The sequence below is a fragment of the Micromonospora sp. IBSANI012 genome (assembly GCF_052814045.1).
Window position 1 is genome coordinate 1,162,534 of the sequence record NZ_CP199933.1, and the last position, 12,588, is coordinate 1,175,121.

13 protein-coding genes are annotated in these 12,588 nt (G+C 72.9%); 9 read left to right on the top strand and 4 right to left on the bottom strand.

Translation table 11 applies throughout. The annotated features are described in order from the left end of the window. The first annotated feature begins 136 nt into the window (after positions 1-136). Positions 137-2,416, top strand: coding sequence for a putative bifunctional diguanylate cyclase/phosphodiesterase (locus tag ACTWM8_RS05610; RefSeq protein WP_446212851.1), 2,280 nt, complete (start codon positions 137-139; stop codon positions 2,414-2,416). Positions 2,417-2,515: 99 nt separating this feature from the next. Continuing rightward, positions 2,516-2,878, top strand: coding sequence for a hypothetical protein (locus ACTWM8_RS05615; protein ID WP_446212852.1), 363 nt, complete (start codon positions 2,516-2,518; stop codon positions 2,876-2,878). A gap of 13 nt (positions 2,879-2,891) precedes the next feature. Here ACTWM8_RS05615 and tnpA read toward each other — a convergent pair whose 3' ends face one another. Then, positions 2,892-3,308: an IS200/IS605 family transposase gene (gene tnpA, locus ACTWM8_RS05620; protein WP_446212853.1), complete on the bottom strand. Its 417-nt coding sequence runs from the start codon at positions 3,306-3,308 to the stop codon at positions 2,892-2,894. Between the two features lie 23 nt (positions 3,309-3,331). Here tnpA and ACTWM8_RS05625 point away from each other — a divergent pair, with 23 nt between their 5' ends. From ACTWM8_RS05625 to ACTWM8_RS05640, 4 genes are all read left to right on the top strand, one after another. Next, positions 3,332-4,609, top strand: coding sequence for an RNA-guided endonuclease InsQ/TnpB family protein (locus ACTWM8_RS05625; protein WP_446212854.1), 1,278 nt, complete (start codon positions 3,332-3,334; stop codon positions 4,607-4,609). A 65-nt stretch (positions 4,610-4,674) separates the two neighbouring features. Then, a complete protein-coding gene (locus ACTWM8_RS05630) occupies positions 4,675-4,971 on the top strand; it encodes a hypothetical protein (RefSeq protein WP_446212855.1) in 297 nt (98 codons plus the stop codon). Positions 4,972-5,136: 165 nt separating this feature from the next. Then, entirely contained in the window at positions 5,137-5,895 is a 759-nt protein-coding gene (locus ACTWM8_RS05635; RefSeq protein WP_446212856.1) for a MerR family transcriptional regulator, read from the top strand. 85 nt (positions 5,896-5,980) lie between these two features. Beyond that, positions 5,981-6,265: a putative quinol monooxygenase gene (locus ACTWM8_RS05640; protein WP_446212857.1), complete on the top strand. Its 285-nt coding sequence runs from the start codon at positions 5,981-5,983 to the stop codon at positions 6,263-6,265. 109 nt (positions 6,266-6,374) lie between these two features. On the opposite strand, the gene ACTWM8_RS05645 is transcribed toward ACTWM8_RS05640, so the two are convergent. Next, positions 6,375-7,898, bottom strand: coding sequence for a GntP family permease (locus ACTWM8_RS05645; protein ID WP_446212858.1), 1,524 nt, complete (start codon positions 7,896-7,898; stop codon positions 6,375-6,377). Between the two features lie 48 nt (positions 7,899-7,946). Next, on the bottom strand, positions 7,947-9,485 hold the full coding sequence (locus ACTWM8_RS05650) for a gluconokinase (RefSeq protein ID WP_446212859.1): 1,539 nt from the start codon (positions 9,483-9,485) through the stop codon (positions 7,947-7,949). A 288-nt stretch (positions 9,486-9,773) separates the two neighbouring features. On the opposite strand from ACTWM8_RS05650, the gene ACTWM8_RS05655 reads away from it, so the two are divergent. Beyond that, on the top strand, positions 9,774-10,901 hold the full coding sequence (locus ACTWM8_RS05655) for a hypothetical protein (protein ID WP_446212860.1): 1,128 nt from the start codon (positions 9,774-9,776) through the stop codon (positions 10,899-10,901). Here ACTWM8_RS05655 and ACTWM8_RS05660 read toward each other — a convergent pair. Continuing rightward, the gene (locus ACTWM8_RS05660; protein WP_446212861.1) at positions 10,894-11,313 is read right to left on the bottom strand and encodes a VOC family protein; all 420 of its coding nucleotides are present in this window, start codon (positions 11,311-11,313) and stop codon (positions 10,894-10,896) included. The two genes, ACTWM8_RS05655 and ACTWM8_RS05660, sit on opposite strands and share 8 nt — an antisense overlap. A gap of 59 nt (positions 11,314-11,372) precedes the next feature. Here ACTWM8_RS05660 and ACTWM8_RS05665 point away from each other — a divergent pair, with 59 nt between their 5' ends. Together ACTWM8_RS05665 and yidD are read left to right on the top strand one after the other, a co-directional pair. Further along, the gene (locus ACTWM8_RS05665) at positions 11,373-12,152 is read left to right on the top strand and encodes a PPOX class F420-dependent oxidoreductase (RefSeq protein WP_446212862.1); all 780 of its coding nucleotides are present in this window, start codon (positions 11,373-11,375) and stop codon (positions 12,150-12,152) included. A gap of 29 nt (positions 12,153-12,181) precedes the next feature. Next, the gene (gene yidD, locus ACTWM8_RS05670) at positions 12,182-12,571 is read left to right on the top strand and encodes a membrane protein insertion efficiency factor YidD (protein WP_446212863.1); all 390 of its coding nucleotides are present in this window, start codon (positions 12,182-12,184) and stop codon (positions 12,569-12,571) included. The last annotated feature ends 17 nt before the right edge of the window (positions 12,572-12,588 follow it).

Below are 12,588 nucleotides of genomic sequence, written 5' to 3' on the forward strand. Positions count from 1 at the left end.
CCTGGACGGACGGTGCTGCCCGGTTCCATCGGCCCTGGCGGGCCGCTGCCGTGCTGGCTAGGCTGCGATGGTTCGCCGCCCGTGACCGGTCCTCACCATCGAGGTGCGCACAGGAGAGAGAGCCGGAGCGACCATCGTGCTGCCCGATGACGCCCCCCGAGAGGCCGTCGCGCCGCCCCGCCCGACCCGCGCCCGGCGGGTCGGCGCGGTTGCCGCGGCGCTGATCGTCCTCGTCGAGGCGGTCTGGCTGACGGCCGCGCTGCCCGGCGCCGCCCTGGCCGGCGACGTCGGCGCGATCACGGTGGCCGGGTGGTCGACCCTCGCCTGCGTCGGCGCGGCCCGCCGGCACCCCGCGACGCTGCGCCGGTTCTGGACGCTGCTGGCGGTCACCATGGCCCTCGCCGCCGCCGGCCGTACGCTGTGGACCGTCCAGCGCCTCGGCGGCGAGGCACTGCCGCACACCCCGCTGATCGGTGCCGTCTTCACCGCCGGCATCCTCACCGGCACCACGGCGCTGCTCTGCTCGCTCGCCGCCCCGCGCAGCGCGGTGGGCCGGGCCCGCACCCTGCTCGACGGGGTGATCGTCGCGCTGGCCCTGATCCCGATCGGCTGGGTGGTGGTGTTCCAGGACATCGCCGACGCCGACCTGGCCGATCCGCTGCGCACCTTCGGCCTGCTCTACCCGATGCTCGACCTGATGCAGCTGACCATCCTGGTGGGGGTGGCCGGCCCGTCCCGCCCGATCTGGCGGCCGCTGACCCTGATCGGCGCGAGCCTGGCCACCCGGGCCGGCGCCGACGCGGTCTACGTCTCGCTCGTCGCGCACGGCACCTACGCCCCCGGGCACGTGATCGACGTCTGCTGGCCGCTGAGCTACCTGCTGATCGGCGTGGCCACCACGTACCCGCCGCCGCCGGCCGGCGAGGGCGGCGACGAGGGCATCGAGTCGCCGCTGCCGCCCTGGTGGCGGGTCGCCCTGCCGTACCTGCCGGTGGGCGGGGCGATCATCGCGGTGGTGCTCGCCCGGCACCCCACCGGGCAGACCCCGCACCTGGTCTTCATCGGCATGATGGCGCTGCTCGGCGTCCTGGCGCTGCGGCAGGGGCTGGCCGCCAACGAGAACCTCCGCCTGGTGGCACGGCTGCGCCGGCTCGCCTACGACGACCAGCTCACCGGCCTGCCCAACCGGCTGATGTTCAACCGGCAGCTGCGCCGGGCGCTGCGCGACGGGCCGCCGGTCGCCGTCCTGCTGCTGGACCTGGACGGGTTCAAACAGGTCAACGACCGGTTCGGGCACGCCACCGGGGACACCCTGCTGACCAGCATCGCCGACCGGATGCGGGACGCGGTCGGCGACGACGGCACCATCGCGCGGCTCGGCGGGGACGAGTTCGCCGTGCTGGTCGACGGGGACCGCCCGGTCGCGCCGGAACGGCTCGCCGAGCGGCTGCTCGCCGCCCTGCAACCCTCCGCCGGCGAGGAGGACGTCGGCATCCACCCGTCGGCCAGCATCGGCATCGCCGAGTACGGCCCGCAGCACGCCTCCCACACCGACCTGCTGCGCGACGCCGACATCGCGATGTACGCGGCCAAGGCCGCCGGGAAGTCGGCGTACCGGACCTGCACGCCGGGGCTGCGCGAGTCGGCGGTGACCCGGGCGGAGCTGATCGCCGACCTGCGCCGGGCGGTCGACGAGCAGCAGCTGCACCTCGACTACCAGCCGATCGTCGACCTGGCCACCGGGGCGGTCCGCAGCGCCGAGGCGCTGGTCCGCTGGCGGCATCCCCGGTTGGGGCTGCTCGGGCCGGCCGCGTTCCTGCCGCTGGCCGAGGAGACCGGCCTGATCGTGCCGATCGACCGCTGGGTGATCCACGAGGCCTGCCGGGCCGCCGCGACCTGGCGGGAACGGGCGCCGGAGGCCACCGTGGCGGTGAACATCGCCGCCGCCCACCTGCGCCGCCCGGACCTGATCGCCACCGTCACCGCGGCCACCGCCAGCGCCGGGCTGGCGCCCCGCGCGCTGACCCTGGAGCTGACCGAGTCGGCGCTGATCGACGGCAGCGAGGCGGTGCTGGAGCGGCTGGGCCAGCTGCGCGAACTGGGCATCCGGATCGCCATCGACGACTTCGGCACCGGCTACTCGTCGCTGAGCTACCTGCACCGCATCCCGGCCACCGAGCTGAAGATCGACCGGTCGTTCGTCTCCCGGCTCGACACCGACACGCGCGCGTACGCGACCGTGGAGATGGTGACCCGGCTGGCCGGCGCGTTCGACCTGGCGGTGGTGGCCGAGGGGGTGGAGACCGAGGGGCAGCACGCGGCGGTCACCGCGATCGGCTGCGTGCACGGGCAGGGCTACCGCTACGGCCGGCCCGGCCATCTGGCCGACCTGCACCCGGTCTCCGCCCCGGTCTGACCGGTCGGCCCGGCCGGACGGCCCCCGACGGTGGGAGTCGAAGGTCCCGGAAGGGACAGGGGGTTCGGCCCTGACCGGGATCCCCCGAGCCGCCGCACGATGGGAGCCGACACCAACGACGCCCCCACCCACACCGGGAGATACGACATGAAGCGGCGCACCCTCGACCTGCTGTTCAGCATCGGCGGACTGGGCCTCACCGTCCTGCTGCTCATCGCCGGCATCGTCCTCACCTCGAACGCGAACTTCGCCAACGACTACGTACGCGACCAGCTCGGCGCGCAGCACATCAGCTTCAAGCCGGCCGACCAGCTGACCGACGAGGAGAAGAAGGCCGACTGCCTGGTCGAGCACGCCGGCCAGCGGCTAACCACCGGCAGGCAGGCGGAGTGCTACCGAGGTGCGGGCCAGTGCTCAGCCCTTCAGGGCGGGGGTGAGGGCCCGCGGGGGAGGGCCGTGTAGGCCCGAGTGTGCTCTAGCCTGGTCGGTTCTGCTGCTCGATGTATTGATGCAGGATGGTCGAGGGTGCGTCGGCGACGGAGCCGGCGAAGTATGAGGCTGACCACAGCCTGTTGGTCTGGTAGTAGTGGCGAACCAGGTCGGGGAACTCCTGCCGCATCCGGCGTGATGACACTCCCTTGAGGCTGTTGACCAGCTTCGACAGGGCGACCTTGGGGGGGAAGTTCACCAGCAGGTGAACGTGATTGTCCTCGCCGTTGAACTCGATCAGGTCGGTGTCGAAGTCGGTGCACACCGCCCGCATGATCTCCTCCATCCGCGTCAGGTGCCGGTCGCTGAACACCTTGTGGCGGAACTTGGTCACGAAGACCAAGTGGGCATACAGGGCGAACACACAGTGTCTGCCTGCCCGGATTCCATCGATATCGCTCATAGGCCAATGCTAGATTGTCCGATGTGCAGCTTCGGTACAACTTCCGCGTCTACCCGACGGGCGGGCAGCAGGAAGCGCTGGCGCGGGCGTTCGGGTGTGCGCGGGTGGTGTTCAACGACGGGCTGCGCGCACGGCAGGAAGCCCGGGAGCAAGGGCTGCCGTACGTGTCCGACGGGGACCTGTCCAAGCGGCTGATCACCCAGGCGAAGAAGACCGCGGCCCGCGCCTGGCTGGGCGAGGTGTCCGCGGTTGTGCTTCAGCAGGCTCTCGCGGATCTGAACATGGCGTACCGCAACTTCTTCGCCTCGATCACCGGTGCGCGCAAGGGTCGCAAGCTCGCCGCGCCGCGGTGTCGTTCGCGCAAGGACAACCGGCAGGTCATCCGATTCACCGCCAACGCCCGGTTCAAGGTCCTGGACAACGGCCGGTTGCGGCTGCCGAAGATCGGCGACCTGGCGGTGCGGTGGTCGCGGACGCTGCCCTCCGCACCGTCGAGTGTGACGATCATCAAGGACGCCGCCGGGCGGTACTTCGCCTCCTTCGTCGTGACCGCCCCCGACCAGCCGCTGCCCCCGGCCGGCACCGAGGTGGGCATCGACCTAGGGTTGACCCACTTCGCGGTCCTGTCCGACGGCACGAAGGTCACCGCCCCGAAGTTCCTGCGCCGGGCCGCCCGCAAGCTCAAGCGGTTGCAGCAGGACCTGTCCCGCAAGCAGCGGGGCAGCAACAACCGCAAGAAGGCCGTCGTGAAGGTCGCCAGGGCGCACGCCAGGGTGGCCGACACTCGGCGGGACTGGCAGCACAAGCTCTCGACCCGGATCATCCGCGACAACCAAGCGGTGTACGTCGAGGACCTGTGCGTGGCCGGTCTCGGCCGGACGCGGCTGGCCAAGGCCGTGCACGACGCCGGCTGGTCGCAGTTCGTCGCAATGCTGGAGTACAAGGCGACCCGACACGGGCGTACTTTCGCCCGAGTCGACCGGTTCTTCCCCTCCACCCGGATGTGCTCGGGCTGCGCACGGATCAACGACAAGATGGCACTCAACGTCCGATCGTGGACCTGCCCGTGCGGGGCGATCCACGACCGGGACGTCAACGCGGCCATCAACGTGCTCGCGGCGGGACGCGCCGAGAGCCTAAACGCCTGTGGAGCGCAGGTAAGACCGGCACCCGTGCCGGCACCGCGCCGGGAAGCAGGAATCCGCCCGAACGCCGCGTGTCCCACGCGCAGCGTGGAGGGAACCTCCGTCCTTAAGGGCGGAGAGATCGTCAAGCCAACGAGTTCATCGGGCTGCACCTGACCTCGATCGCCGGCGGCAAAACGTACGCCGACCTCGGTGAGCCGCGGACCGAGCTGCGCGCCAAGGTGGAGCAGGCCACCAGGACCAACGACCCGGCCCTGGCCGACCTGCAGAAGCAGCTCGCGGAGGTCAGCGGCCAGCGGGACACCGTGTTCAAGGGCGAGACCCTGCGCGGCCTGCTGCTCACCTCGTACGGCTTCAGCGAGTTCGGCCGCAAGGCCGAGCAGGCGGCGCTGGTGACCTTCGTCGGGGCGGGGCTGCTCCTGCTGCTGTCGATCGCCGGCCTCGTGCACGCCTTCCGCACCCCGGCCACCGAGGCCTTCGCCGCCCCGGAGCGGGCGAAGGACCGGGCCACCGCCTGATCCCGCCCCGGACGCCCCCGGCCTCTTCACCCCCTCTCCAGGCCGGGGGCGTTCGCGTGGGCCGCCGCGCCGATCCCCGGCGAGGGTGTGACGCGGCGCGCAGAATCGGGCTTGACCCTCACGCAACGGCAGGCGGGAGCCTTGGTCGCGGAAGGGAGGGAAACCATGGCGTACACGGTGGGTCAGGTGGCGAAGGCGGCCCGGGTGACGGTCCGGACGCTGCACCACTACGACGAGATCGGGCTGCTGTCGCCCAGCGGACGCACCGCGGCGGGCTACCGCCGCTACGACGACGCGGACCTGGAGCGCCTGCAGCACATCCGGTTCTACCGGGAGCTGGGGTTCCCGCTGGAGGAGATCGCGGCGATCCTCGACGACCCGACCGCCGACCCGGGGGCGCACCTGCGCCGGCAGCACGAACTGCTGAGCGGGCGGATCGGGAAGCTTCAGGAGATGGTCACCGCGATCGAACTCGCGATGGAGGCGAGAAGAATGAACATCAATCTGACCCCGGAGGAGCGGTTCGAGGTCTTCGGGGACTTCGACCCGGACGCGCACGCCGAGGAGGCGGAGCGGCGCTGGGGCGACACCGACGCGTACCGGGAGTCGAACCGGCGGGCGGCCCGTTACTCGAAGGAGGACTGGCTGCGCAACAAGGCGGAGAACGAGGACTGGGGGCGGCGGTTCGTCGAGGTGATGGCGTCCGGGGCGGCGGCGGACTCGCCGGAGGCGATGGCGCTGGCCGAGGAGCACCGGCAGCTGATCAGCCGCTGGTTCTACGACTGCTCCTACGAGATCCACACCGGGTTGGCCGACATGTACGTGGCGGACCCGAGGTTCACCGCGTACTACGAGGCGATCGCGCCGGGCATGGCCGCGTACCTGAACGAGGCGATCCACGCCAACGCGATCACGCGCGCCTGAGCCGGTGTGGGCGGTGCGGGACCCGCCTGGCAGGCATATTGGTGCCTGTCAGGCGGACCGCCCCACCACACCACCGGAGGTCACCGTGCTCATCGTCGCCGGCAGTCTCTACGTCGACCCGGCCGGGCGGGACGCCTACCTGGCGTCCTGCGCCGAGGTCGTCCGGCAGGCGCGTTCCGCGCCCGGCTGCATCGACTTCGCGATCAGCGCCGACCTGGTCGAGCCGGGCCGGATCAACGTCTACGAGCGCTGGGACACCGACGACCAACTGCTCGCCTTCCGCGGTTCCGGCCCGGCGGAGGAGCAGGTGGCGGCGATCCTCGGCGCCGAGGTGCACCGCTACCGCATCTCCGGCGTCGAGGCCCCCTGACCGCCGCCCGTCCGGGCGGTCCCGGCTCACCCTCGGTGATCAAGAGGTTTGCGTCGGGGAAGGGCATCTCCCCGACGCAAACCTCTTGATCACTTCGCGGCCGTGGGCCCTACAGCAGGAGGTCGAGGACGAGGACGCCGAGGAAGCCGACCACCGAGATGATCGTTTCCATCACCGACCAGCTCTTGATGGTCTGTCCGACCGTCAGTCCGAAGTACTCCTTCACCAGCCAGAAGCCCGCGTCGTTGACGTGCGAGAAGAACAGCGACCCGCAGCCGACGGCCAGCGCCAGCAGCGCCACCTCCGGTCCCTGGAGGGTCTCCGCCAGCGGCGCGACGATGCCGGCGGCGGTGATGGTGGCGACGGTGGCCGAGCCGGTCGCCACCCGGATGCCGACGGCCACCAGCCAGCCCAGCAGCAGCGGCGAGAGGTTCGCGCCCTCGGCCGCGTTCGCGACCAGGTTCCCCACGCCGGCGTCGACCAGCACCTGCTTGAAACCGCCGCCGGCGGCGACGATCAGCAGGATGCCGGCGATCGGCGGCAGTGACCCGCCGAGGAAGCCGGAGACCTGCGCGCGGCTGAAACCGGTCCGGTAGCCGAGGAAGATCATCGCGAAGATGACGCCGGCGAGCAGGGCGACGATCGGGGTGCCGACGATGTCCAGCGCCTTGCGGCCGGCGGTGCCCTCGTCGAGGGTCAGCTCGCCGATCGCCCGCAGCAGCATCAGCACCACCGGCAGCAGGACGGTGATGACCGCGGCCCACAGGGCCGGCGCGCGGCGCGCCCGTACCCGCTCGGTGGCGGCCTCGTCGATCGGCTCACCCGGGCGGCCGGCGCCGGGGTTGACCAGGTCGTCCTCGGTGACCAGGTCGCCGTCGGCGTCGAGCGGGCCGCGTCCGGTGGCCGCCGGACCCCGCCCGCCGGCGAGCGCGACCGGTCGCCGGGTGGGCAGCAACGCCTCCGGGGCGGTGGCGGGCACGTAGCGGGCGATGAAGTTGCCGAAGATCGGACCGGCGACGATCACCGTCGGGATGGCGACCAGCAGTCCCAGCGCGAGGGTCTGGCCGAGGTTGGCGCCCAGGGCGTCGATCGCGACCAGCGGGCCCGGGTGCGGCGGCACCAGGCCGTGCAGCACCGACAGGCCGGCCAGCGCCGGGATGCCGATCTTCATCAGCGGTACGTCGGTGCGCAACGAGACCAGCAGCACGATCGGCACCAGCAGCACGACGCCGACCTCGAAGAAGAGCGGCAGCCCGATGAGGGCGGCGACCCCGGCCATCGCCCAGGGCAGCGCCGTGCCGGAGACCCGGCCGACCACCCGTTCAACGATGCTGTCCGCGCCGCCGGATTCGGCGAGCAGGCCGCCGATCATGGCCCCGAGCGCGATCAGCAGGCCGACCCCGCCCACTGTGGAGCCGACGCCGCCGCTGAACGAGGTGACGATCTTGTCCGGGCTGACACCGGCGACCACGCCGAGCACCGCCGCGCCGAGGATCAGCGACAGGAACGGGTGGACCTTGCCCCAGGCGATCAGGAGCACCACCGCGGCGATGCCCAGCAGGGCCGCGGTGATCAGTTGGGCGTCACCGGCGTCGGTGAGCGGCTCGGCTGGTGCGGCGAGGAGAGTGGTCACGGTAATCACGACCTTCGGACGGCGTCCGGTCCCTTGCGGGACGGGCGATCACATGGGTGCGGGAGTGGGTGACGGTTCCGGCGGCAGGCTCGGAGCCAGCCGTCGCAGCGACGCGAAGGTCGGGACCAGCGCGTCGTACAGCTCGGAGAAGAGCGGGAGCAGCGCGGCGTAGGTGGCGGCGGCGGAAGGATCGGGGCGTACCGTCTCGTCGATCTCCACCAGGTCGGCGGCGACGTCGATGGACGGGATCAGCCCGAGCGCCTGCATGCCGAGCAGTGCCGCGCCGAAGCTGGAGCCCTCGTGCCCGGCGGGGAAACGCACCGGCATGCCGAGCGCGTCGGCGAGGATCTGCCGCCAGAGCGGGCTGCGCGCGAAGCCGCCGCTGGCCCGGATCTCGCGTACCTCGTTGCCGGCCGCCCGCACCGAGGCCAGCACCAGGGCGAGCTGCTGGCACACCCCCTCCAGCGCCGCCCGGATCAGATGCTCGCGGCGGTGGCCGTGGGTCAGCCCCACGTACGCCCCGCGCGGCAGCGCGCTCCAGTGCGGCGCCCGCTCGCTGAGCAGGTACGGCAGCATGATCAGCCCACCGGAGCCGACCGGCGCCCGCTCGGCCAGCGCCAGCAGCTCCTCTTCGGAGTCCTCGCCCAGCTCCGGAGCCAGCGCGTCGCCGGCCCACTGGAGCACGATGCCGCCGTTGTTGATCGCGCCGCCGACCACCCAGCGGTCCTCGGTCAGCGCGTAGCAGAACACCCCGCCGAGCGGGTCGACGGACGGCCGCTCCACGGCCACCCGCATCGCGCCGGAGGTGCCGATCGAACAGGCCACCACGCCCGGCCGGACCGCCCCCAGGCCGAGGTTGGCCAGCGGGCCGTCGCCCGCGCCGACCACCACCGGGGTGTCGGCGGGCAGCCCGGTCGCCACGGCCGCCTCGGCGGTGAGGCCGGGCAGCACCGTGGTGGTCGCGACGAGCTGCGGCAGCTGCTCCTCGACGATGCCGGCGATGCCCAGCGCCTGCGCGTCCCAGACCAGGTGGTGGATGTCCATCAGCCCGGTGGCCGAGGCCACCGAGTGGTCGGTCACCAGCGCGTCGGTCAGGCGCAGCAGCACGTAGTCCTTGATGCCGACCCAGTGCGCGACCCGCTCGAAGAGCTTCGGCTCCTGCTCGGCGAACCAGACCAGCTTCGGCAGCGGCGCCATCGGGTGCACCGGGGTGCCGGTACGCCGGTGCAGCGCCAGCCCCGGCGGGGCGGCCCGCAACCGCTCGGCCTGCGCGCTGGCCCGGGAATCCGCCCAGGTCACCGACGGGGTCAACGGGACGCCCTCGGCGTCCAGGCCGAGCAGGCTGTGCATGGCGGTGCTGAACGACAGGCCCGCCACCGGCCCGGGCAGTTCACCGGCCACGGTACGGACGCACTCGACGACCGCGTCGAAGATGGTCAACGGATCCTGTTCCGCCCAACCCGGGTGCGGCTCGTCCAGCGGATAGCCCACGGAATGGTGGGCGAGCTGCTCGCCTTCGGTGTCGTAGGCGACCACCTTGGTGCTGGTGGTGCCGATGTCGACGCCGAGCACGACCCTGTCGCTCACCGGCCCACCTCCGCGCCACCTGCCGAATGGCCCCGTCGCCGTCCGGCTGCGGCTGACGTTACCGAGGGTTCGGGTACCCCGCACGGCGCACGGGATGATCTCGCCTCGGCCGGCATCGCCGCCGGCCTTCCTCGCAGGCGGACATGAATCGACGCAGCGCATCCGCCAATCGTCCGGATTGATCCCCCGATCGGGTGGTTCGCGCGCATCGGCGTGTCCGCCGGACTCGCCGCCACCGTTGATCCGGATGACACCCCGGTTGGTGGCTCGCGCGGCGAAGGAGTCGGCGTGGCAGATACTGATTCGACGGGTTCCACCTGGCGTTACACCTGGGCGCGCAAGCAGAACGAGCGCCGGCAGCGGGCATACCGCGACGCCGAGCGGGCGTGGCGACAGCGCGACGACGAGCTGCGGCGACTGCGTACCCTCGCCGTCGACCTGCACGGCTCGGTCGCGGCCGGCCACGGCCTGCCCCTGGAACTCGCCCCCGGCGAGGTGGTCTTTTGGGCGCTGCCCGCCGCGCAACTGGTCGAGGTCCGGCACAGCACGGTGCTGCCCGCACCCGACCTGACCGTCGAGCCGCTGGCGGCGCCGCTGCGCCACCGGCTCCCGGACGGCGTCCGGGCCACCGATGCCGGCGTGGCCGTCATCACCAACCGCCGGCTGGTGCTGCTCGGCGGACGAGGCCGGCGCGACTGGGCGTACGGGAAGATGACCGGCCTGTCCCACGACCCGGCGGCCCCGGTCTCGCTGATCCAGGTCCTCGACCGGCGGCGCACCTGCGGCCTGCTGGTGCCGCCCACGGCGGCGGCCCAGTTCCGGTTCACCCTCACCCTGGCCTTCGCCGACGCCATCGAGCAGCGCGCGGCGGTGATCGCGCAGCTCGACGAGCTGATCGCCGAACACGAGCAGACCCGGCCGTTCCGGCCGGCGATCGCCACCCCCGGCCAGGCCCGGCTCGCCGGGCGCATCCCCGGCGGCCGGCGCACCGTCGCGGTCGCCGCCGCGCTCGCCCTGGTCGTGCCCGCGGTCCTCTTCGAGTCCGACCCGCCGGTCAGCCCCGGCTCCGACGTCGCCGTCGCCGCCACGCCGGTGCCCGCGCGGGTGGCCGCGCCCCGTGCCGCCGCGCCCGCGCCGTCCGCCGCACCGAAGCCCCGCCGCTCGCCGGCCGCGCCCGCGCCGTCGGCCGAGCGGCGCTGCGGCGCCCCGACGAACCCGATGGGGTACGACTTCTGCGGCGGTGAGCGCGTCCGCCGGCCCGACCACCGGATCTGCGACTTCTTCGACTGCGCGCAGGACTTCTGGGCGGGGCGCGGCTACCTGGTGCAGTGCCGCGACGGCGCGGTCAGCCTCACCGGCGGGCGGCGCGACGCCTGCGCCGGCCACCGGGGAGTTCGGCGCACCGTGTTCAGCTGAAGTCGGGCAGGGTGAGCGTGCCGTCGTCGGCGAGTGGGAAACCCGGATTCCAGGCGATCTCCCAGACGTGACCGTCGGGGTCGGTGAAGAAGCCGGCGTAGCCGCCGTAGAAGGTCTCCGCCGCCGGGCGGGTGACCCGCGCGCCGGCCCGCTCCGCCGTTGCCAGCACGGCGTCGACCTCGGCGCGGGAGCGGACGTTCTGCGCCAGCGTCAGGCAGCCCGGGCCGGTGTCCGGTACGCCCGCGTCGGAGGCCAGCTTCTCCCGGCCCCACAACACCAGGGCGAGACCACCGGCCTGGAAGAAGACGGTCTCCTCGACCTCCTGACCCCGCCAGCCGAGGCGCTCGTAGAACGCCCGGGCGCGGGGGAGGTCGGCGACGCCGAGGGTGATCAGGCTGATCCGCTGTTCCATGCCCCGGACCGTACCGCCGGGGACCGTCACGTTCCGGTAGGGCGTTACGTCAGGTGGGCATGAGGAGCTTCGTCCGGGCCGCCTGCGCCCTGCTCGGGTTGACCGCACTGCTGGTCGGAGGGTGGGCGCTGCGCCGACCGGACGGTTTCGCCGAGGCGGTCGACTTTCCCGGCAGCCACCACTTCGTCCACGACGTCGGCGCGTTCCAGCTGGGCATCGGGGTGACCCTGCTGCTCGCCGCGATCTGGGCCGACGCGCCGGCGGTCGCCCTGGCCGGATACCTCGCCGGGGCGCTCGCGCACACCGGCACCCACCTCGCCGACCGGCACCTCGGCGGCAGCGCCGGCCAGACCTGGCTGGTCGGGCTCTCCGCCGCGCTGGCGGCGGCGGCGCTGGTGGCCCGGTGGCGCGAACTCGGCGGCGTGCTCGGCGCGGTCGAGGTCGGCGCGGCACCGGGGTGGGCGCCGTTCACCCGGCAGAAGACCGTGCTGCTGACCAGCTTCCGCCGCGATGGCACCCCGGTAGGCACGGCGGTGAGCATCGCCGTCGACGGCGACCGGGCGTACGTGCGCAGCTTCGAGCGGGCCGGCAAGACCCGGCGCATCCGCAACGACTTCAGGGTCATCGTCGCCCCGTCCACCGCTCGCGGGCGACCGACCGGCACGGCCGTCGAGGCCACCGCACGTCGGCTCACCGGCGACGAGGACCGGCACGCCGCCCGGCTGCTGGTTCGCAAGTACCCCGTGCTGCACGGCGTGCTCGTCCCGGTGGCTCACCGCCTCGGGCGGCGGCGCACCGGCCGTACCGTCCACTTCGCCCTCACCACGCCGCCGGCCTGACCGCAGCCGGGTGGCGGGGCTGCCGCACCATGTACGGCGTGATCAACCTCAAGCGGAAGCGGCACAAGTCCAAGAAGAAGCGCGACTGGTGCGACGCCGACTGCTCCTTCTGCGACTGCGACGGCCCGGACTGCTGCGACTTCGGCCTCTTCTCCTTCCTGCTCACCCTCGGCGCGACCACCGCCCGGGTCAGCCGGGCTCCGGTGGTGGACCGGGCTGGCCGGGCGGCCATCCTCGGTTACCGGCGCTGGCTGTCGCACCGCTGGCCGGGCCAGTGCCGGTTCACCCCGACGTGCAGCGCGTACGGCCTCACCGCCGTCGAGCGGTACGGCCTGGCGGTCGGCGGGCGGATGGCGGCGGAGCGGCTGCGCCGCTGCCGGCCCGGCGTGCCGCGCGGCACCCACGACCCGGTGCGATAACCGCTCGCCGGCGACCC

Excerpts from the sequence above, each read along its gene's own strand:
- ACTWM8_RS05615 (WP_446212852.1), top strand. The coding sequence starts at position 2,516 with ATGGGAGCCGACACCAACGACGCCCCCACCCACACCGGGAGATACGAC.
- tnpA (WP_446212853.1), bottom strand. The coding sequence starts at position 3,308 with ATGAGCGATATCGATGGAATCCGGGCAGGCAGACACTGTGTGTTCGCC.
- ACTWM8_RS05635 (WP_446212856.1), top strand. The coding sequence starts at position 5,137 with ATGGCGTACACGGTGGGTCAGGTGGCGAAGGCGGCCCGGGTGACGGTC.
- ACTWM8_RS05660 (WP_446212861.1), bottom strand. The coding sequence starts at position 11,313 with ATGGAACAGCGGATCAGCCTGATCACCCTCGGCGTCGCCGACCTCCCC.
- ACTWM8_RS05665 (WP_446212862.1), top strand. The coding sequence starts at position 11,373 with ATGAGGAGCTTCGTCCGGGCCGCCTGCGCCCTGCTCGGGTTGACCGCA.
- yidD (WP_446212863.1), top strand. The coding sequence starts at position 12,182 with ATGTACGGCGTGATCAACCTCAAGCGGAAGCGGCACAAGTCCAAGAAG.